Origin of the sequence: Enterococcus sp. 3H8_DIV0648, assembly GCF_002140655.1 — a bacterium.
Taxonomy (GTDB): domain Bacteria; phylum Bacillota; class Bacilli; order Lactobacillales; family Enterococcaceae; genus Enterococcus_A; species Enterococcus_A hulanensis.
The window spans coordinates 2,418,419-2,438,814 of record NZ_NGLG01000001.1 but is presented as its reverse complement, the minus strand read 5'-3'; the positions used below and the strand labels follow the sequence as shown (position 1 = coordinate 2,438,814).

At 40.8% G+C, this 20,396-nt stretch carries 20 protein-coding genes; 18 read left to right on the top strand and 2 right to left on the bottom strand.

Annotated features, from left to right (window positions below):
• Positions 1-17: 17 nt before the first annotated feature.
• The 18 genes from A5875_RS11160 (at position 18) to A5875_RS11075 (ending at position 17,433) form a co-directional block, all read left to right on the top strand.
• Positions 18-233 (top strand): YdbC family protein, encoded by a 216-nt coding sequence (locus A5875_RS11160; protein ID WP_088933653.1) that lies wholly within the window; start codon positions 18-20, stop codon positions 231-233.
• Positions 234-267: 34 nt separating this feature from the next.
• The gene (locus A5875_RS11155) at positions 268-1,152 is read left to right on the top strand and encodes a YicC/YloC family endoribonuclease (RefSeq protein WP_088933652.1); all 885 of its coding nucleotides are present in this window, start codon (positions 268-270) and stop codon (positions 1,150-1,152) included.
• Positions 1,153-1,263: 111 nt separating this feature from the next.
• The gene (gene gmk / locus A5875_RS11150; protein WP_088933651.1) at positions 1,264-1,878 is read left to right on the top strand and encodes a guanylate kinase; all 615 of its coding nucleotides are present in this window, start codon (positions 1,264-1,266) and stop codon (positions 1,876-1,878) included.
• Between the two features lie 4 nt (positions 1,879-1,882).
• Entirely contained in the window at positions 1,883-2,185 is a 303-nt protein-coding gene (gene rpoZ / locus A5875_RS11145; protein ID WP_088933650.1) for a DNA-directed RNA polymerase subunit omega, read from the top strand.
• Between the two features lie 161 nt (positions 2,186-2,346).
• The gene (gene priA / locus A5875_RS11140) at positions 2,347-4,749 is read left to right on the top strand and encodes a primosomal protein N' (protein WP_088933649.1); all 2,403 of its coding nucleotides are present in this window, start codon (positions 2,347-2,349) and stop codon (positions 4,747-4,749) included.
• Between the two features lie 28 nt (positions 4,750-4,777).
• Complete coding sequence (def, locus tag A5875_RS11135; protein WP_088933648.1) at positions 4,778-5,269, top strand: peptide deformylase; 492 nt, start codon at positions 4,778-4,780, stop codon at positions 5,267-5,269.
• On the top strand, positions 5,262-6,203 hold the full coding sequence (fmt, locus tag A5875_RS11130; RefSeq protein WP_088933647.1) for a methionyl-tRNA formyltransferase: 942 nt from the start codon (positions 5,262-5,264) through the stop codon (positions 6,201-6,203). The genes def and fmt overlap by 8 nt, the downstream gene beginning before the upstream one ends.
• Positions 6,204-7,556 carry a 16S rRNA (cytosine(967)-C(5))-methyltransferase RsmB gene (rsmB, locus tag A5875_RS11125; protein WP_088933646.1) on the top strand — a complete coding sequence of 451 codons (1,353 nt, stop codon included), beginning with the start codon at positions 6,204-6,206 and terminating at the stop codon, positions 7,554-7,556.
• Between the two features lie 21 nt (positions 7,557-7,577).
• Positions 7,578-8,321, top strand: coding sequence for a Stp1/IreP family PP2C-type Ser/Thr phosphatase (locus A5875_RS11120; RefSeq protein ID WP_088933645.1), 744 nt, complete (start codon positions 7,578-7,580; stop codon positions 8,319-8,321).
• Positions 8,318-10,474, top strand: coding sequence for a Stk1 family PASTA domain-containing Ser/Thr kinase (gene pknB / locus A5875_RS11115; RefSeq protein ID WP_088933644.1), 2,157 nt, complete (start codon positions 8,318-8,320; stop codon positions 10,472-10,474). The genes A5875_RS11120 and pknB overlap by 4 nt, the downstream gene beginning before the upstream one ends.
• A 154-nt stretch (positions 10,475-10,628) precedes the next feature.
• Positions 10,629-11,510 (top strand): ribosome small subunit-dependent GTPase A, encoded by an 882-nt coding sequence (gene rsgA / locus A5875_RS11110; protein WP_088933643.1) that lies wholly within the window; start codon positions 10,629-10,631, stop codon positions 11,508-11,510.
• Positions 11,511-11,607: 97 nt separating this feature from the next.
• Positions 11,608-12,258: a ribulose-phosphate 3-epimerase gene (gene rpe, locus A5875_RS11105; RefSeq protein WP_088933642.1), complete on the top strand. Its 651-nt coding sequence runs from the start codon at positions 11,608-11,610 to the stop codon at positions 12,256-12,258.
• Positions 12,258-12,896 carry a thiamine diphosphokinase gene (locus tag A5875_RS11100; protein WP_088933641.1) on the top strand — a complete coding sequence of 213 codons (639 nt, stop codon included), beginning with the start codon at positions 12,258-12,260 and terminating at the stop codon, positions 12,894-12,896. Before rpe ends, A5875_RS11100 begins: the two co-directional genes overlap by 1 nt.
• A 159-nt stretch (positions 12,897-13,055) precedes the next feature.
• Complete coding sequence (gene mreC / locus A5875_RS11095; RefSeq protein WP_088933640.1) at positions 13,056-13,916, top strand: rod shape-determining protein MreC; 861 nt, start codon at positions 13,056-13,058, stop codon at positions 13,914-13,916.
• The gene (mreD, locus tag A5875_RS11090; RefSeq protein ID WP_088933639.1) at positions 13,913-14,443 is read left to right on the top strand and encodes a rod shape-determining protein MreD; all 531 of its coding nucleotides are present in this window, start codon (positions 13,913-13,915) and stop codon (positions 14,441-14,443) included. Before mreC ends, mreD begins: the two co-directional genes overlap by 4 nt.
• A 217-nt stretch (positions 14,444-14,660) precedes the next feature.
• Positions 14,661-16,070, top strand: a complete 1,410-nt coding sequence (locus A5875_RS11085) for a C40 family peptidase (RefSeq protein WP_088933638.1) — start codon at positions 14,661-14,663, stop codon at positions 16,068-16,070.
• Positions 16,071-16,133: 63 nt separating this feature from the next.
• Complete coding sequence (locus A5875_RS11080) at positions 16,134-16,637, top strand: VanZ family protein (RefSeq protein ID WP_088933637.1); 504 nt, start codon at positions 16,134-16,136, stop codon at positions 16,635-16,637.
• A gap of 73 nt (positions 16,638-16,710) precedes the next feature.
• A complete protein-coding gene (locus A5875_RS11075; protein ID WP_088933636.1) occupies positions 16,711-17,433 on the top strand; it encodes a YebC/PmpR family DNA-binding transcriptional regulator in 723 nt (240 codons plus the stop codon).
• A gap of 78 nt (positions 17,434-17,511) precedes the next feature.
• On the opposite strand, the gene A5875_RS11070 is transcribed toward A5875_RS11075, so the two are convergent.
• Both A5875_RS11070 and A5875_RS11065 read right to left on the bottom strand, forming a co-directional pair.
• Positions 17,512-18,918 carry a L,D-transpeptidase family protein gene (locus A5875_RS11070; protein WP_088933635.1) on the bottom strand — a complete coding sequence of 469 codons (1,407 nt, stop codon included), beginning with the start codon at positions 18,916-18,918 and terminating at the stop codon, positions 17,512-17,514.
• A 209-nt stretch (positions 18,919-19,127) separates the two neighbouring features.
• Positions 19,128-20,108: an L-lactate dehydrogenase gene (locus tag A5875_RS11065; protein ID WP_088933634.1), complete on the bottom strand. Its 981-nt coding sequence runs from the start codon at positions 20,106-20,108 to the stop codon at positions 19,128-19,130.
• Positions 20,109-20,396 lie beyond the last annotated feature (288 nt).

Sequence of the window (20,396 nt, the reverse complement as noted above, 5' to 3'; positions counted from 1 at the left end):
AACTAGGAGGAACTGCAATGGCAGAATTTAATTATGAAATCGTAGAAGAAATCGCGGTCTTATCAGAAAATCCTAAAGGCTGGCGCAAAGAATTGAATTTGGTAAGCTGGAATGAACGGCCGCCAAAATTTGATTTACGCGACTGGGCACCGGGACATGAAAAAATGGGTAAGGGTGTTACCTTAAGCAATGAAGAATTTGTTGTGCTGAAAGAAACGTTGAGCAAGATGTAGTAAGTGATTTTTTCAAAAGAAGGGAACAAACCAGATGAAAAGTATGACAGGCTATGGTCAGGCGTTCCAAGCGAACGAGGCCTACGAGCTAAATATCGAATTAAAAAGTGTTAACAATCGTTTCTTAGATTTGCAGATTCGAATGCCAAAAGAATTGAATCCGTTTGAAGCGCAGATTCGTAAAATTGCGAAAGAGAAAATCCAACGAGGCCGAGTAGATGTATTTATTAATTTGACACCATTGAAGAGCGGCAATAAAAAAGTTTCTGTTGATTGGGAGTTGTTGCAGCAATTAGTTGCAGAATTGCAAAATGGTGGCAAAGAACATTTTGGAATCGTTGATTTCCCCGTGGAACAAGTTCTGGTCAAAGCGATGGAACAGTCAGATTTTGTAACATTAGTCGATCAGCCGACTGAAGAAGAAACATTGGAAGAATTAGTTCAAACAGTCGCGAATGAAGCCTTCATCCAATTAGCGGCAAGCCGTGAACATGAAGGTACAGGGATTCAAAAAGTTCTAGTAGAATATGGCAGCAAAGTCCAAGCGTTAGTAAATGAGCTAAAAGGATTTGTAGCTGAGTATGAAGCAGACTTCCAACAACGTTACCAAACAAAATTAGAAGAATATCTAGGAAATACGGTGGACCAAGACCGCCTGCTGACGGAATTAGCGATTTTATTGGAACGCGGCGACATCCATGAGGAACTGGACCGTTTGACGATCCATTTAGACAAACTGGCAAATCTTTTAAAAACTACAGAACCTGTTGGACGTGAACTGGATTTTCTATTGCAGGAAATGAATCGCGAAGTTAACACGATCGGCTCAAAATCAAGCCCGATTCAGATTAAAGATATTGTTGTTCAACTAAAAACGATCCTAGAAAAAATCCGTGAACAGATTCAAAATGTCGAATAGTTATGTGAAATTTCATAAGAAATAGGTGCCGGGTTCACGATACCTCTTGAAATATTCACAAAAAAAGTGCACAATAGGCGTTAGCTAAAAAGAGCATGAAAGGGCGTTAGTATGTCTGAACGAGGACTGTTGATTGTATTGTCGGGACCTTCCGGAGTAGGAAAAGGAACGGTCAGAAAAGCCATTTTTGAAAGAGACGATAATGAGTTCCAATACTCTGTCTCCATGACCACCCGTCCGATGCGGGAAGGGGAAGTTGACGGCGTCGATTATTATTTCCGTACGAAAGAAGAGTTTGAAGCAATGATCGAAGCGGGCGAGATGTTGGAATACGCTGAGTATGTCGGAAATTACTACGGCACCCCACTGACTTATGTAAATAAAACATTGGATGAGGGCAAGGACGTCTTTTTAGAGATCGAAGTCCAAGGTGCTCAACAAGTAAAAGAAAAAGTCCCTGATGGTGTTTTTATTTTTCTAACACCGCCAGATCTAGCGGAATTAAAGGCGCGGATCGTTGGACGAGGTACCGATAGCCCTGAAGTGATCGAGGAACGGATGCGTGTTGCACGCCAAGAAATCGAAATGATGGCGTTATATGATTATGCTGTCGTCAATGATCAAGTACCAAAAGCTGTTGATCGTATCAAAGATATCATCGTCAGTGAACATTACCGAGTTGACCGAGTGATTGGTAAATATATTAAAATGTTAAAGGAGATATAAGCTTATGATGTTAAAACCCTCAATTGATACGTTGTTAGACCATGTAAATTCAAAATATTCTTTAGTAATTTTAGCCAGCAAACGTGCACATGAATTAGATGCCGGGGCTCAACCAACTTTAGATTCATTTGAATCAGTTAAAAGTGTTGGCCAAGCATTGGAAGAAATCGATGCAGGTGCTGTAATCAATGATCCTCATCCAGAAATCAAACGGGAACGTTTGAAAATGGAAGAAGAAGAACGTCACTTGCAACGTGAACGTGATCAGCGCGATTTAGAAGAACGGATTCGCAACGAACAAAACTAAGCGTAGAAAAATTTCTCGCGGATGAAACGTAAATGGGATTGTACCAAATACTTTTGGCGCAGTCCCTTCTTTTTGTGTCAAAGAATTATTTACATAATTTCATAAATTTAGACGGACCTACATAAAATTTAGTACACTATTTAGGAATGGAGGCGGAAAGAATGAAATTAGCACAAGTGATTGTGGATGTACCGGCGATGCAGACGGATCAGCCATTTAGTTATTTGATCCCGCCTCAACTAGCGGTAGAAGTCGGGATGAGGGTAGAAGTCGGATTTGGATCGCGGCATGTCCAAGGCTTTGTCGTTGGCTTTGAGTCAGCACCTGAACCGTTGCCTGATAATTTGAAACCAATTATTCGAGTGTTGGATTTAACGCCTGTTTTAAATCAAGAGCTGTTAGCGTTGGCTGACTATATGAAGGAAACTACTTTTGCCTTTAAGGTAACTTGTTTGCAGACTATGCTTCCCAGCGTAATGAAAGCTGACTATCAAAAACGCTTGTATTACATTGGCGATGATCCAACTGTGCAAGAAAAATACTTTGGTGATGCTGATTCACTAACTTGGGAAGAAGCAGAAGCTGAGGGTTGGTTGAAGGAACTGGCTGTTTTACGCGACCAGGGCATTATTGAGTTGCGTTATGAAGTCCATACAAAAAATAAAATAAAAACTGAACGCTATATCAAACGAACTTTTGCACCAGAAAAATTAGCTGAATTAAAAGCTGAGCTGCGCAAAAATTCATATAAGCAAGAACAGCTATTAGATTATTTAGCTATGCTTGCCGATGAAGCACTGATTTCGGTCAAACAAATGAAGGCGGAAGATTTCTCGCTAGCCAATTTGAATCAAGCAGAGAAAAAAGGCTGGCTGGAATTTGTTGCTGTTGAAAAATACCGGGACCCTTACGCTGAACGAGAAATCAAGCAGACTTCAGCGTTAGATTTGAATCCAGAACAGAAGATTGCGTATGAAGCGATCAGTCAAAAGAGCACGGCTAACGAGCATCAAGTTTTCCTGTTGGAAGGGATAACTGGCAGCGGAAAGACCGAAGTTTACCTGCAGGTTATTCACGATGTATTGGCAAATGGACAAACGGCCATGATGCTAGTACCAGAGATTTCTTTAACACCGCAGATGGCAACACGCTTTAAAGCGCGTTTTGGCAGTGAAGTGGCAGTCTTGCATAGCGGATTGTCACAAGGAGAGAAATACGATGAATGGCGTAAGTTAGAACGTGGTGAAGCTCATGTAGTGGTAGGAGCTCGCTCGGCTGTCTTTGCTCCGCTTGAAAATCTTGGTGTGATTATTATTGATGAAGAGCATGAGACAAGCTATAAACAAGAAGAGACACCGCGTTACCATGCTAGAGATTTAGCAATTTGGCGAGGAAAATATCATAACTGTCCAGTCGTTTTAGGGAGTGCCACACCTTCTTTAGAATCACGTGCGCGAGGACAAAAAGGTGTCTACTGTTTATTGAAATTAACTGAACGAGCCAACGATCAAGCAAAATTACCATCAGTTGAGATTGTTGATATGCGTGAAGAAATGCAGCGACGTCTGAATTCATCTTTTTCTGAAGCACTAGAAGATAAATTAAGAGATCGTTTGGCTAAGGGCGAACAAAGTGTGCTTTTATTAAATCGTCGAGGATATTCTTCATTTGTTATGTGTCGCGATTGCGGGTTTGTTTTACCTTGTCCGAATTGTGATATTTCCTTAACCCTTCATATGGATACGAAGACGATGCGCTGCCACTATTGTGGTCATGAAGAAGGAATTCCTCATCGTTGTCCGAACTGTGGCAAAGATAAGATTCGCTACTTTGGAACAGGAACAGAAAAAGTTCAAGAAGAGTTGGAACAACTGATTCCGGAAGCCCGTGTATTGCGAATGGACGTTGATACAACTCGCCGCAAAGGAGCACATGAAAAAATCTTAACGGCCTTTGGTGATAAAGAGGCGGATATTTTGTTAGGTACGCAAATGATCGCAAAAGGTTTGGATTTTCCAAATGTGACTTTAGTTGGGGTATTAAATGCGGACACAGCATTGAATTTACCCGACTTTCGTTCTAGTGAAAGAACGTTTCAATTGCTGACACAGGTCAGTGGTCGAGCAGGGCGTGGTGATAAAGCCGGTGAAGTAATTATCCAGACGTTTAATCCAGAGCACTATACGATTCAATTAGCACAGCACCATGACTACGAAAGCTTTTTCCAGCAAGAGATGCGCATCCGGCATCAAACTGATTACCCGCCGTATTATTACACGGTCAAGGTGACAGTTTCCCATCAAGAAGAGATACGGGCAGCGCAAAAAGCCTTCCAGTTGGCTGAGCAAATACGGAAGCAATTAAGCCCTCAAAGTATTTTATTAGGACCGACACCTGGGGCAATATTGCGGATAAAGAATCGTTATTACTATCAACTAATCATTAAATATAAAAATGAACCAAAACTACAAGCGACCTTAGAAGATATTTTGCAGGTGAGCCAAAAAGATCAGCGGCAAGGCTTATTGATCGCCATTGACAACGAACCTATGTATTTTATTTAGGAAGCTACAATAAAGGAGGACGTAATTTATGCGTTACCCAATCATTATTCATCCTGACGAACGTCTATTAAAAAAAGCTGCACCGATCGAATACATTACTGATGAGATTGTTACTTTGTTAGATGATATGTATGAAACGATGATAGCTCATGACGGTATCGGACTTGCTGCTCCCCAAATTGGAAAAAATTTGCGAATCGCAGTCATCGAAGTTGAAGAAGGCGATCGTTTTGATTTTATCAATCCCGAGATCATTGAACGTAAAGGGACTAGTATCGATGTTGAAGGCTGCCTTTCGATTCCAGAAACTTATGGAACAGTCGAACGTGCTGACGAAGTAACTGTACGTTACTATGACAATGAAGGTTCAGAGATGGAAGTTACGGCTTATGGTTACTTAGCCCGTGCCTTTCAACATGAAATTGATCATTTAGATGGTAAGCTGTTTATCGATCAAGTGATCGATAAGATCGAACCGGAAGATTTAGAACGTTATATGGAGGAACATGCCGATGACTAAAATTGTATTTATGGGTACCCCGGCCTTTTCAGTGCCGATTTTAAAAAGTTTGATTGAAGCAGGCTATGATGTCGCTGCTGTTGTTACCCAACCAGATCGCCCTGTTGGACGGAAGAAAATCATTACCCCTACCCCCGTGAAAGAAGCTGCATTGCAGCACGACTTGCTGGTTTTACAACCAGAAAAAATCAGCGGTTCACCAGAAATGGAAAAAATCAAAGAGCTGGCGCCAGACCTATTAATCACTGCGGCTTTTGGCCAATTTCTGCCAGAAAAATTATTGCAGGTTCCTAAACTAGGCGCAATCAATGTTCATGCTTCGCTATTACCAAAATATCGTGGCGGAGCACCTGTTCATTACGCTATTATGGACGGTGAAAAAGAAACAGGTGTGACTATCATGGAGATGATCAAGAAAATGGATGCTGGCGGTATCTTCAGCCAACAAAAAATCGCGATCACTAAACAAGACGACGTTGGAACGATGTTTGAAAAATTAAGCCAAGTTGGTAAAGACTTATTATTGGAAACATTGCCTAAAATAATCTCCGGTGAATTAAAGCCAACACCGCAAGATGAAGAACAAGCCACCTTCTCGCCAAATATCAGTCGTGAGCAAGAAGCGATTGACTGGCAGAAAACAGCTGAGGAAGTTGATAATCAAGTTCGCGGGATGCATCCTTGGCCGGTAGCTTTTACAACATATGACGGCGCCCGTTGGAAAATTTTTCACACGACACCGTTGGAAGAGACGACAACAGCGGAACCTGGAACGATTGTAGCTCGCACGAAAAAAGCCCTGCACATTGCTTGTGGAAATGGCACGGTGTTAGCGTTAGATGAACTGCAGCCAGCTGGCAAGGCTAAACAAACGATCCAAGCCTTTCTAAATGGTAGTGGCCAAGCGGTTACTGAAGGACAGCAGGTGGGCTAAATGGCAAAAATTCCAAAGAAACTATTACATTCGGTTCGTTTTACCGCACTTGAAGCAATTGAACGGATCAATCGCGGCGGAGCCTATTCAAATTTATTATTAAATGAGTTGATCCAAAAAAATAAAGTTGATGGTAAAGATACCGCTCTATTAACAGAGCTTGTTTATGGAACGATCAGCCGCCAACTTTTATTGGCATATGATATTGAACCTTTTATCAAAAAAGCCAAAAAGGTTGATCCATGGGTTAAAAGCTTATTGCAGTTATCTGTTTATCAGATGCTCTATTTAGATCGGGTTCCTGACCATGCTATTATTAATGAAGCTGTTGAAATTGCTAAAGCCAAAGGCAATCCGGGAACTGGAAAGTTTGTCAACGGCGTATTGCGTTCAATACAGCGTGAAGGAATTCCCTCTTTGGATTTGATAAAAGATCCGATCGAACGTTTGGCAACAGAAATTAGTTTGCCGAGATTTTTAACTGAAAAATTTGTCACCGAAATCGGTGTAGAGGAAACACGTAAGCTGGGATTATCCTTATTGGAGCCTAGCCGTGTCAGTGCACGAATTGATTTGCGCTTTTTGACACGTGCAGAGGCCATCGAAGCGTTGGAAGAAGACGGGATCGAAGCTCGTATCAGTGAACTTACTCCGTATGGTATTATAGCTGATAGAGGTTTTTTAGCTGGCAGTGAACTATTTCAAAATGGTTGGTTGACGATTCAAGATGAAAGTTCAATGTTAGTTGCTCAAGCTTTACAAATAGAGCCAGGACAAAAAGTTTTAGATGCATGTGCTGCTCCTGGTGGCAAAACGACACACATTGCTTCTTTGCTGCAAGATGAAGGATCAGTAACAGCGTTAGATATTCATGATCATAAGTTGAAGTTAGTTCGCGAAAATGCGGAACGGTTACGAGTGACAGATACCGTAGTAACGAAAAAAATGGATGCTCGTGAAGCAGCCAAAAATTTTGCACCAGAAAGTTTTGACCGAATCCTAGTTGACGCTCCATGTTCAGGATTAGGACTAATGCGGCGAAAACCGGATATTAAATACCAGAAAAAACCGCAAGATTTTATTCAATTACCCGAAATTCAGCTAGAAATTTTAAAGAATTGCGCTCCCACGTTGAAATCTGGTGGAATTATGGTATACAGTACATGTACGATTGCCAAGGAAGAAAATCAACAGGTAGTAGCAGAATTTTTAGCGGCACATCCTGAATTTGAAAAAAATGAACTAGATTTAGAAATGAAATTACAGCCGGCGATTCATGAGCAAATGTTGGTTTTATACCCAGAGATGTTTATGACGGATGGCTTCTTTATTTGTGCAATGCGAAAAAAATAGATAAATGAGGTGGACAAAAAGATGGAGATTCAATTTCAATCAGACATCGGTAAGCGGCGCAACATGAATCAAGATTATGCAAATGTTTTTACTAATCAAGCAGGTATGTATTTGGCTATATTAGCCGATGGCATGGGAGGTCATTTAGCTGGCGATGTAGCTAGTAAGATGGCTGTTGACGGTTTAGGTGCTGCTTGGTCGACCTCGACTATTGCAAAGCCGGAAGAAGCTGCCCAATGGTTTTCAGAAGAGATTCAAAAGGTCAATGAAGCGATTTATCAAGAAGGAATCGCTCATCCGGAGATGCAGGGAATGGGCACAACAATCGTCAGTACTGCTTTGCTAGATGAAAAGTTTGTCTTAGCTCATGTAGGTGACAGTCGCGCTTATTTAATCCAAAATAAGCAATTACAACAATTGACGGATGATCATTCATTAGTGAATGAATTATTGAAATCCGGGGAAATCACAAAAGAGATGGCAGCGATCCATCCGCAAAAAAATGTATTAACTCGTTCAGTGGGAATTGCAGGAACGATCAAAATCGATGTCTCGGAACATGAATGTCATCAGAATGATTATTTGCTTTTATGTTCAGATGGATTGACAAATATGGTAAGTGAAGAAAATATCCTAGCGATTGTGGAAAGCGATCAAACTTTGGAAGAAAAGGCTAAGCAATTGATCAACGCAGCAAATGATGCTGGTGGTGCGGATAATATCACTGTCTTGTTGATTCATTTTGAAGGGGAGGCTCGTCCATGATTGAAATAGGCAAGTTGGTCAATGGACGATATAAAATCATCGCCAATATCGGCAGCGGCGGTATGGCTAACGTCTTTTTGGCCCACGATTTAATTTTGGATCGTGATGTTGCCATCAAAATATTACGTTTCGACTTTCAAAATGATCAAACTGCGATCCGCCGTTTCCAGCGAGAAGCATTGGCCGCTACTGAAATGGTTCACCCTAATATCGTTGGAGTTTACGATGTGGATGAAGAAAGCGGTATGCAGTATTTGGTTATGGAATATGTGAAGGGAATGGATCTGAAACGCTATATCCAAACGCGTTCCCCAATCCCTTACGGAAAAATTGTGGATATTATGGATCAAATTTTATCTGCAGTAAGTTTGGCTCATGCTCATGGCATCATTCACCGTGACTTGAAGCCGCAAAATATTTTGATGGATCAGGCAGGCGTGGTAAAAATCACCGACTTCGGAATTGCGATCGCCTTATCTGAAACTTCTCTGACCCAAACAAATTCTATGCTAGGTTCTGTGCATTATCTGTCACCTGAACAGGCTCGTGGCAGCATGGCAACCAAGCAATCAGATATCTATGCTTTAGGGATCATTCTTTATGAAATGATCACCGGCAGCGTCCCTTTTGATGGTGAGTCTGCTGTGACGATTGCGCTAAAACATTTTCAAGACGAAATGCCGTCAGTAAAAGGTTTTGACCCAGAAGTTCCGCAATCGTTAGAAAACATTGTTATGCATGCTACTGCGAAAGAACCGGCTGATCGCTATAAAACAGCAGATGAAATGGCGGCAGATCTGGCAACAGCATTGTCGCCAGAGCGTGCAAATGAATTACCGTGGCGTCCAACAGCCATGTTAGATGAAACCAAAGTGCTGACCCCAATCCAGCCTGAAGACATTCCAGTTGAGAAACCGCAAGAAGAACCTTCAGTTTCTGAGGAGAAGCCAAAGAAGAAAAGAGGCAAGAAACGTTTTATTGCTATTTTCTTGTTATTGATGCTGGCAATCGGTGGAGTAGCGGGCTACCTTCTGACTAGGGCCGCGGAGGTCTCCATCCCCCAAGTCGAGGATATGACAGAAGCGGAAGCGCGAACAGCGCTAGAAGATGCAAACTTGACGGTGGATAGTAAAACAGATGAAGTGGCAAGCGACACGATAAAAAAAGGACGAGTAGTTAAAACGAATCCTGTTGCAGGAACTATGATCAAAAAGAGCCGACCTGTACGTCTGTACATCAGCTCTGGCACTAAAAAAGTAGCCTTGAAAGATTATGAAGGCGACTCGCTAGAAGATGCGAAAGACGAATTGGAAGAAATCGGGTTTTTAGAGAAGAATATTCGTATCAAGAAGGTCAACGATGAGTCGGCTCCCGTAGATCAGGTTTTAACCCAAAATCCGAAGGCGGGTACAAGGGTTGATCCGAAAGAAGATGAGATTACTCTTGAAGTTTCAGATGGACCGAAGACGTATAAAATCGATGATTATTCTCAGATGACTTATGCGGAAGCAGAAGCCAAGTTATTACAGCTCGGTATCACAATAAATCAGATTAAACGAGTGGACGAATCAAGTGAGACTATCCCAGCCGAAGAAGTTATCAGCCAAGATCCAGTCAGCGGAACTGCTTTGACTTCGAAAGACACGATTACGCTAAAAGTCAGCTCTGGTTCAAGCTATATCAAACTGGATGATCTAAGCGGTCAAGATAAAGCAGCGGCAGAAAGCAAACTCTCTGAATTAGGATTGAATTACACAGAGCAGGAAGAATTTTCTGATGATGTAGCAGAGGGCAAAGTTATTCGGACAGACCCTGGTGCAGGATCAACATCATTAAAAGCCGGGGATACTGTAACTGTATACATTTCCAAGGGGCCTGAAAATAAAGAGAATACTTTTGACGTGACGATCGCCGCTAAGTTCACTGGAACTGATGGTCAGCAAGATAAGATTACTGTATTGGTAAAAGATGCTCAAAGGTCAAGTTTGACAGAGGTCTTAGATTTTCCATTGGATAAGAATACCTCATCAACCGAGCAAACCGTATCTGTAACAACTACAGAAGGCGGTTCGGCTACGATCGAGGTACGAAGAAACGGCAAATCAGCTGTAACTAAGACCGTTCAAAAGGCCGAAACGATTACTGTACCATAGAAAAAACCTTTCCTGATTTTTCAGAAAAGGTTTTTAGGTAATTTGTACTGTAATTGGTTTTGAAGTATGCTACAATAAGACTGAATTTATGGACGTTGTTTTTTAGTTATTAGAGTAGCAGAGAGATTCTAATTGTTTGATACGAAAAAAGGAGATGAGACGGATCGAGGGACAGATTCGTAAAGCCTTAAGTGGTTTTTATTATGTTGCAAGTGAAGGAAAGATTCATCAAACACGTGCACGAGGAAATTTCCGAAAAAAGAAGCTGACACCTTTAGTTGGCGATGAAGTGGTTTTTAGCAGCGAAGAAAACAGCGAGGGCTATATTCTTGAATTATTGCCGCGAAAAAATGAATTGGTTCGTCCGCCGGTCGCTAATGTTGATCAAGGCGTGATTGTAACGAGTTTGGTTGAGCCTAATTTTTCTTACAATTTATTGGATCGCTTTTTAGTGACGTTGGAAAATAAATATATCCATCCAATTATTTATTTGTCCAAAACGGATTTGGTCGCTGATCAAGCATTGGTGGAAGAAATCCGCGCAGTTTATGAACCTCTTGGTTACCCGGTTATTGATGGCGAACAGGACAAACAAAAATTAACGGATTTATTTGCAGATAAACTAACTGTTTTCATGGGACAGTCAGGAGCTGGCAAGTCGACTTTATTGAATGATGTGTCGCCAGATTTAAATTTAGAAACTGGCGAAATTTCTGATGCACTAGGACGAGGACGGCACACCACACGCCATGTCGAATTATTAAATTTGTTTGGTGGTTTGGTCGCAGATACACCTGGATTTAGTTCAATTGACTTTTTAGAAATATCTGCTGAGGAGCTGCCAAAAGAATTTCCTGAGTTTCGTGCCGCAGCACCTGAATGTCGTTTTCGGGAGTGTCGTCATGTAAAAGAGCCAGGCTGCGAAGTGAAACATCGTTTAGAAAAAGGCGAGATCGCTCAAACACGCTACGACAATTACTTGCAGTTTTTACAAGAAATTGAAAAACGCCGGCCTATTTATAAAAAAAATAAATGATCTGTTTTATTTTTATCCGGAAGTAAGGCTTGAAGATCAGAATTATTTTTCCTGGAAGGGAAAATAAATACATTAAAATGAAAAAGGAGTACAGACTATGAAAATTGCACCATCGATTTTAAGTGCAGATTTTGCACGCCTAGGCGAAGAAGTGAAAATGGTAGAGGATGCAGGTGTTGATTACATTCATATTGATGTGATGGATGGAAACTTTGTTCCGAATATTTCTTTTGGTCAAGTAGTGGTAAGTGCATTGCGCCCAGTCACTAAACTGCCTTTGGATGTCCATTTGATGATCGCCAATCCGGAAAATTATATCAATGATTTTGCTAAGGCGGGTGCTGATATCATTATGGCCCATGTAGAAGCGACACCTCATATTCACCGTGTCGTTCAAATGATCAAAGCTGCAGGTGTAAAACCGGGTGTGGTGTTAAATCCAGGAACACCAGTTGAAGCAATCAAATATGTTTTAGGCGATGTCGATCAAATTTTGGTGATGACAGTTAATCCAGGATTTGGTGGACAATCATTTATCGAAAGTACTGTCGAAAAAATTGCAGAACTAGATCGTTTACGAAAAGAACATGGTTATCACTATGAAATCGAAGTAGATGGCGGGATTCAACCGGAATCAGCTAAAAAATGTGCAGCTGCAGGTGCTGACGTTTTTGTTGCCGGTTCATATATCTATGACGCAGAAAATCCGCAAGAAAAAATCAATGCTTTGCGGGCAGCTATTGACTAATGAAGATTTTACTTGTTGCAGGCGGTGATCCTAATCACTGGCCTGCTTTTTCACAGGATTTTACTAAAATCATCGGGATTGATCGAGGCAATCTATTCCTTTTGCGTCGAGGAATCGTACCTGATCTGGCAATCGGCGATTTTGATTCATTGAACGAGGATGAAAGAAAAGAAGTATTCGCTGGTGTAGGTGAAGTGTCGACCTCTCCGGCAGAAAAAGATGATACGGATACACAACTAGCGTTGGTTAAGACTTTCGAACGTTATCCCGAAGCAGAAGTGACTTTAATCGGAGCAACTGGTGGTCGTTTAGATCATTTGTTAGCAAATTTATGGTTAGGTGTTGAACCGCGCTTCTCTCCATTTATTTCTCAAATTAAAATTGCGGACCAAGGAAATGTTGTGAGCTATATTGCTCCAGGAAGTCATCAGATTGCTAAAATAGCGAGTATGAAATATTTGGCTTTCTGCTGTTTGACGCCAGTTAGAAAATTGTCATTGAAGAATGTAAAATATGAACTTTCGAAGGTTGATTTTTTACAGCCTACTAGCTTGGCAAGCAATGAATTTTTGACTGGGCAGGCTGAGGTTAGTTTTTCGGAAGGTTTGATCGCTGTGATCCAAAGCCGAGATGTATAAATTGGGTAGCTAAGAATCGTTTTTTTTGAAACGAATCTGCTACTCATTTTTTTATTTATAAGAGATACTAAAATTCTTTAAAATCAACCGCCCATGCTTTTTAATCCTTGAGTTTAGTGGTAAAATTCATTCTATATTATAGCGTTCAGAGGTGCCTAAGTGAGAAAGTTTAATCCAAATAAGAATATTATTATTATATTAATTGTTGTTATTATTGTTGTGGCAACTGTCTCGATTACCGCAGCAAATCGTGCGAAAGACAGTGACACGAACATTGTTCAATCAGCTGTGAATGACACTATCAGTGTTGTTGATAAGGTAATTACTGCACCAGGACGTTGGCTTAGCGGCGGTGTTCAATCGGTTTCTAACTTGATTAACACCTACGACGAAAATCAAAAATTGAAGAGTGAAGTTGATCAATACGATGAAGTGAAGCAGCAAACGAAGAATCAAGCACAAGAAATCGAGCGTTTAAAAGATGAACTTGAGTTGAATCAAACCTTGACCAGTTATGAAAAGGTTACGGCAAATGTTATCACGCGTTCACCGGATACGTGGCAGGATATGCTGATTGTTGATAAAGGCAGCAGTGATGGTGTTGAAGGGAATATGGCGGTTATGTCTCAAAAAGGTCTGATCGGACGGGTGATGGAAGTGAATGCTCATTCATCCAAGGTTCAATTATTAACTTCAGATAATAAAAGTAGTAATCATTTTCCTGTAAAAATAAGTTCAGCTAAAGGCAATTCTTTTGGTGTTTTGAATAAATACGATGTAAAAGAGCAGCAATTGATTGCTTCTGAAATTACTGAAGGGCAAGACATCAAAGAAGGCGATGTGGTCCAAACTTCCGGACTTGGTGGGAATTCTCCAGCGGATTTAGCTATCGGGACGGTCGTCAAGGTCAAACCCGACAGCAATGGCTTGAATCAAGAAGTTTACATCAAGCCCTATGCGCAAATGTATGATATTTCAGTCGTAACGATTATCCAAAGAATGGCGGGAGCGACCGAATGATTAGACGGACAACCTTAAAATACATTACCCCTGGTTTATTGTTTTTATTGTTTTTGCTGGATGCCCATGTGACTCGCATCATTGCGTCTCTAACCGATAATGTTTATGTAGCGAACGCGCATTTGGCGCTGCTGGTGCTGATGATCATCTCCAGAGTCGTCAATGAACGGTTCCTGTTAGGAACATCTTTGGTTTTGGGAATTCTATACGATTTATATTATATCGGCGTGATCGGAATCTATGCTGTGATTTTTCCGCTATTAGTTATGTTGCTTTATTTCTTCAAAAAGACGATTCAGCAAAATATTTTGACGCTCTTTTTTACAGTCGTAATCAGTGTGACGCTCTTTGAGTTGATCAGCCTATTACTGCAATCTGTCTTTGGTCTGACTGGGGTCAGCAGCGACTTTTTTGTACCGCGATATTTAGGTCCAACACTGCTTTTAAATATTCTAACCTTCGTTATTTTAATTTTCCCATTAGAGAAAGTTTTGATCGGTCCGCCAGAAGAAGAACTTGGCATATAAAGGATATCTGCAGCTATTTAAATAAACGAAAAAAACAGAAGAATTTTTCTTCTGTTTTTTTGTGGACTGGATTTGTAACTAAAAAATAGTGAAATGAAATGTTTTTGTAACAAAGCTATTATACGGATGACACACAGCTATGGTAAACTCATGGATGTGTTAGAAAAAAGTCTAATTAAATTCAAAATAAAAGATTAAGTAGTCGGAGGACATTAGAGTGAAAAAAAGTTTGTTATCAGCATTAATGGTATGTTCAGTAACATTAAGCGCATTAGCAGCTCCAGCCGCAGCTTCTGCCGATGAATTTGATAGTAAAATTGCTGACCAAGACGCAAAAATTTCAAGTTTACAAAACCAACAAACTGATGCACAATCACAAATCAGTGCATTAGAAGGCGAAGTTGCTTCAATTAATGATAAAGCACAAGGATTATTAAATGAACAAGCAGCATTGAGACAAGAATCTCAAGAATTGCAAAAACAAATCGAAACATTGAAAAAACGTATCGAAAAACGTTCAGAAGCAATCAAAGAGCAAGCGCGTAATGTACAAGTAAAACAATCATCAGCTAATGTTATTGATGTAGTATTGAATGCTGAGTCATTTACAGATGCTGTCAGCCGTGTTCAAGCAATGACAACGATCGTTAAAGCGAACAATGATTTAGTTGAACAACAAAAAGCTGACAAAGCTGAAGTTGAGAAAAAACAAACTGAAAATCAAAAACAACAAGAACAAATCACTGCTAACCAAGCAACATTGGAAAGCCAAAAAGGTGATTTAATTGCTAAACAAGCAGATTTAAATGTTCAAACAACGACATTAGCTGCTGAGCAAGCAACGGTTGAAAGCGAAAAAGCTAGCTTGAAAGAAAAACAAGAAGCTGCAATCAAAGAACAAGAACGTGTTCAAGAAGAAGCTCGCAAAGCTGCAGAAGCACAAGAAGCTGCTCAAAAAGCAGAAGCAGACCGTAAAGCACAAGCTGATGCAGATGCGAAAGCAGAAGCAGATCGTAAAGCGCAAGAAGAAGCTGCTGCAAGCACTACTACGACTGAAAGCTCAACAGTTGAGTCTTCATCTACAGTAGAATCTTCATCAACTGAAGAACAAACACAAACAAGTGCAACTGAATCGTCTTCAACAGACTCAACTAGCGAAGATAATTTCCAAGGCGGCGGAGCAACTCCGACACCAGCACCAACGACTCCATCAACACCGGAGACACCTGCTGTACCTGAAACTCCAGCACCGACACCAGCTCCAGCACCATCTGGAAATACTGGCGGAGTAGTAGCTGAAGCGATGAAATATATCGGCACACCTTATGTATGGGGCGGAAAAACACCTGCAGGATTTGACTGCTCAGGCTTCACTTCATATGTATATCGTCAAGCAACTGGTCGTGAAATCGGCGGATGGACTGTTCCTCAAGAATCAGCTGGAACACGCATCTCTGTTGATCAAGCACAAGCTGGTGACTTATACTTCTGGGGTAGTCCTGGTGGTTCATATCACGTAGCAATCGCAATGGGCGGCGGACAATATATCCACGCACCACAACCTGGCGAAACAGTTACTGTAAGTTCTGTAAGTTACTACGCACCAAGCTTTGCAGTTCGTATGTAATCAAATTTAATCAATCATGACCGGTACGAATTTCGTACCGGTTTTTTTAATGGAGGAAATGCAATGCAGAAACAATTGAAAAATGGCAACTTCTATTTGGGCCTGGCGGTTGTGATGATGCTGGTCTTATTCATTAGTTCTTCAATGACCTATCAGCAGCAAAGCCAAGTCTCATTAATTGAAAAAATATTGGTAAATGAACCGCTGAAAGATTTCTTTAGTCGAATTTCATTTAACTATGCTGGCAGTGAAGTAAGTATAGCTGGAAAAGGCTATGTTAAATTTGTCGAATTCTTTATTCGGAAAGCCGCTCACTTTATGACTTATTTCATTTTAGGCGGCAGCCTGTACTTAGGATTATTACCCAAATTGAAACAGAAATCATCGGTCTTAGGTCTGTTTTTCGCTTGGCTAGCTGCAACTGGTTATGCGGCTACTGATGAATTCCACCAAATGTTGACTGGTGGACGGACCCCATTATTTCAAGATGTGATGCTAGATTCATGTGGAGCGTTGACAGCCTGTTTGATTATTATCGCTTATCGAACTATTCGTAAAAAGCGTTGATAGGGATAATTCTTGACGAAAAATGTTTTCAGATGGACAATGAAAGAGATCAAAAATATTGGAGGAATGTACCATGTCAGGACATAGTAAGTGGCACAATATTCAAGGACGTAAAAACGCCCAAGATGCGAAAAGAGGAAAGATTTTTCAAAAGATGTCGCGTGAAATTTATATGGCAGCTAAAGCTGGTGGTCCTGACCCGAGTACGAATCCTGCATTGCGTTTAGTAATTGATAAAGCTAAATCAGCCAATATGCCAAATGATAATGTCGATCGAGCGATCAAAAAAGCGACTTCGGCAGGTGAGGGTGAACATTACGATGAAATTACTTATGAAGGATATGGACCTGGCGGCGCAGCGATTTTAGTTCACGCGTTGACTGATAACCGAAATCGAACAGCGACAAATGTTCGTGTGGCCTTTACTCGGAATGGTGGAAATTTAGGCGAGACCGGCTCGGTCAATTATATGTTTGATCGAAAAGGTTATATCGCTATCGAACGTGAGAACTTGACGGTGGACGAGGATACGATGTTTGAAGATGTGCTGGAGGCGGGCGCAGAGGACATGGAGATTCTGCCGGAAGTTTTTGAAATCTATACTGCCGCTGAAGATTTTACGAGTGTGCGGGATCAACTGGAGGCCGATGGATTCACGTTAGCACAAGCAGAATTAACCATGATTCCGCAAACAACGGTTCACTTGGATGAAGAGCAGCAAGAGAAGCTGGATCGTTTAGTGGAGAAATTGGAAGATGATGACGATGTATCTGAAGTGTTTACCTCCGCAGAATAGAGTGTGAAGTTAAAAACTAGCTTGTAGAGCAAACAAAAAAACCAGCGAAATTTTCGCTGGTTTTTACTTTACTTTACTTTAAAAGACTAATACAGGAGTTCCGACTTCAACCATATCAAAGAGTTGAGCCATTACAGCTGGTGGTGTGTTCACACAACCATGAGAGCCGCGGGTTTTCCAAAGCTCGCCGCCGTATTCAGGCTGCCAGTCAGAATCGTGAAGACCAACGCCTGTCCAATCGATTGGCATCCAATATTTAACAGGACTTGCATAATCTGATCCGTCGTCATTTTTTCCTTTTAAGGTCTTGTTGGTTTCTTTCGACCACACATAATTGACCCCTGGAGGAGTTGGTGAACTTGGCTTTCCGCTGACGATATCGGTTTCTAAAGCCACTTTACCATCTTTGTAATACCACATATGTTGATTTTGCAGATCTACTTCAATATAGGTTTTATCTATTAATGGTTCGTCCGCGGTCGTTGCACCGGTAACAACTGGTGAACGCGTGAAGTCTTTACCCTCTAAAATTTGTTTTGTTAAAGCTTCAACTTCTGCGGAAGTATCAATTGTCCAACTGTAAGTACCGGCTGGCACTGAAACTTTACCGCGACGAGTACTGTTGAATTCCGTCGGTTTTGAACTTGTATTGTATTTTTCGCCTAAACTTGTTACGTAAGCAGTCACTTTCTCTTTATCAAGAGTCATCGTGCCATTTTCATCCACTAACCAGCTATTGATATCAGCTGAAGGAATTTGGAAATTTTCGCCATTAATGCTGTAGTTCGCTTTGATTTTTGCGACAGCATTCATTTTATCCATGGTCTTTTTCAAATCCGCGTCATCTTTGGTGATAGTTGGTTTAGCTAGATAGTCATCAAAGTCAATCGTATGTTTGCCGTTTTGGGCTGCTTCTTTAAAAGCAGTTACGGCAGCATCAACATCAATCGTATTTCCTTGTTTTTCAGGTGTAATCTCAAAACCATCATCTGTTCGAGCAACTTTCGCATTTTCTGTTGCTGTTCGGGTTGTGTTGGTTTGAGTCAATTCTGCACGAACTGCCTCTCCGACAGCGTTCAATTTGTTTTCGTCTAACGTATTACCGTCGACATCTTTTGTATCTGCTGCTGAAACTAATTGCATCCCCCAGCTAAATGGGTTTTGCTTTTTCTGTAGTTCTTTTAAGCCCGGCAGGTAGTCATTTTGCCAGCCTAGATCTTTGCGATTGATCTCTTTCCAATTTTCGTTGTCGATTTTTATTAGGAAGGGTGAATCTGTCAGCTCACGAGTAATCTTTCGGTTTGCTTCGCTCACCGTTAAATTATTGATCTTCACTCCGTTTACCACTGTATTTGGAAGAAACCTTTGAGCATAATATGTACTGCGAACAGCGTATCCGCCAATTAAAACTACCAATAAACCTAATACAATAATCACACCGATTCGCGTTCGGCTACGAGAATTTCTTTTTTCATTTCTTGTCATCGAAATAACTCCTCATTGCATTTCCTTTTATTTGGTCTTCATTCATTATCGAAGTATTCTACCAAAAGAGTAATCGATTATTAAAATGATATACCGAATACAAATATACCACAGAATAGCTAAAATACGAGTGATCTGCCTTGAAATGTTAGCAAATATTAAAAAAAGCCGCAAAGAATATTCATATTCTTTACGACTTAAAAAGTTTTTTATTTTCCTTCCGCTTCAAGATCAGCGAAAGCTTTGTCCATAACTTCTTTAAGTTGTTTAGCAGAAGCATCCATACGATCTTTTTCAGCATCAGATAATGGAATTTCAATGATGTTTTGGATTCCTTTAGCATTAACAACTGCTGGGGCACCGATGTAGATATCATTTTGTCCATATTGACCTTCTAAGTAAACAGATAATGGGAATACTGCACTTTCATCATTTAGGATCGCACGAGTGATACGAGCTAGGGCAACAGCGATACCATAGAAGGTTGCGCCTTTTTTCTCGATAATTTCGTAAGCAGCATCACGGACACCGAAGAATAGGTTTACTAAAGCTTCTTCATCAACTTCTGGATTGTCTTTGACCCATTCGTAAATTTGTAAACCAGCAACGTTAGCATGTGACCAAACTGGAAACTCTGAGTCGCCATGTTCGCCTAAGATGTAAGCATGGACGTTACGAGCATCAACGTTGACTAATTCAGCAATTGCTTGACGGAAACGTGCTGTATCTAAAGAAGTTCCAGAACCAATTACGCGTTCTTTAGGGAAGCCAGAGAATTTCCATGTAGAGTAAGTTAAGATATCTACAGGGTTTGCGGCTACTAAAAAGATACCGTCAAAGCCAGATGCCACAACTTGTTCTACGATACTTTTGTTGATGCGCAGGTTTTTGCCGACTAAATCTAGACGAGTTTCGCCTGGTTTTTGCGGAGCACCAGCAGTGATGACAACTAGGTCAGCATCGTGACAGTCTTCATAAGAAGCAGAATAAATTTTCTTAGGGGATGTGAAGGCTAATGCGTGTGATAAATCAATGGCATCTCCTTGTGTACGGTTGCTATCGATATCGATAATACCGATTTCTTGAGCGATATTTTGATTGACTAAAGCAAAGGCATAACTTGAACCTACTGCGCCGTCTCCGATTAACATTACTTTTTGATGGGTTTTACTAGCTGCTGTTGCAGTCATGTGTACCAATCCCTTCTTCTATTTGTTTTTCAGTGGAATGATAACACTAATTAATGAAACTTGTCACGTATTTTACTCATTAATAATACAGTTATTTTTGCTGTTTCAGAAGAAAACGCTTCATGTCTTGATAGCTTGGGAGACTGATGCTATAAACTTTTTTCAAAAATAACAGAATCTTTAGAGAGTCTTAAAGCACTGAAAACGGTCACTACAGGATAGTTTGTGTTATACCTGTCTCTTATACACATCTCCGAGCCCACGAGACGCTCATGAATCTCGTATGCC

Bases quoted from the DNA above. Each gene is read 5' to 3' on its own strand.
- A5875_RS11075 (WP_088933636.1), top strand. From the start codon at position 16,711: ATGTCAGGACATAGTAAGTGGCACAATATTCAAGGACGTAAAAACGCC.
- A5875_RS11080 (WP_088933637.1), top strand. From the start codon at position 16,134: ATGCAGAAACAATTGAAAAATGGCAACTTCTATTTGGGCCTGGCGGTT.
- rpe (WP_088933642.1), top strand. From the start codon at position 11,608: ATGAAAATTGCACCATCGATTTTAAGTGCAGATTTTGCACGCCTAGGC.
- rsgA (WP_088933643.1), top strand. From the start codon at position 10,629: ATGAGACGGATCGAGGGACAGATTCGTAAAGCCTTAAGTGGTTTTTAT.
- A5875_RS11100 (WP_088933641.1), top strand. From the start codon at position 12,258: ATGAAGATTTTACTTGTTGCAGGCGGTGATCCTAATCACTGGCCTGCT.
- fmt (WP_088933647.1), top strand. From the start codon at position 5,262: ATGACTAAAATTGTATTTATGGGTACCCCGGCCTTTTCAGTGCCGATT.
- A5875_RS11070 (WP_088933635.1), bottom strand. From the start codon at position 18,918: ATGACAAGAAATGAAAAAAGAAATTCTCGTAGCCGAACGCGAATCGGT.
- gmk (WP_088933651.1), top strand. From the start codon at position 1,264: ATGTCTGAACGAGGACTGTTGATTGTATTGTCGGGACCTTCCGGAGTA.
- rsmB (WP_088933646.1), top strand. From the start codon at position 6,204: ATGGCAAAAATTCCAAAGAAACTATTACATTCGGTTCGTTTTACCGCA.
- rpoZ (WP_088933650.1), top strand. From the start codon at position 1,883: ATGATGTTAAAACCCTCAATTGATACGTTGTTAGACCATGTAAATTCA.
- pknB (WP_088933644.1), top strand. From the start codon at position 8,318: ATGATTGAAATAGGCAAGTTGGTCAATGGACGATATAAAATCATCGCC.
- A5875_RS11155 (WP_088933652.1), top strand. From the start codon at position 268: ATGAAAAGTATGACAGGCTATGGTCAGGCGTTCCAAGCGAACGAGGCC.
- A5875_RS11120 (WP_088933645.1), top strand. From the start codon at position 7,578: ATGGAGATTCAATTTCAATCAGACATCGGTAAGCGGCGCAACATGAAT.
- def (WP_088933648.1), top strand. From the start codon at position 4,778: ATGCGTTACCCAATCATTATTCATCCTGACGAACGTCTATTAAAAAAA.
- A5875_RS11160 (WP_088933653.1), top strand. From the start codon at position 18: ATGGCAGAATTTAATTATGAAATCGTAGAAGAAATCGCGGTCTTATCA.
- mreD (WP_088933639.1), top strand. From the start codon at position 13,913: ATGATTAGACGGACAACCTTAAAATACATTACCCCTGGTTTATTGTTT.
- priA (WP_088933649.1), top strand. From the start codon at position 2,347: ATGAAATTAGCACAAGTGATTGTGGATGTACCGGCGATGCAGACGGAT.
- A5875_RS11065 (WP_088933634.1), bottom strand. From the start codon at position 20,108: ATGACTGCAACAGCAGCTAGTAAAACCCATCAAAAAGTAATGTTAATC.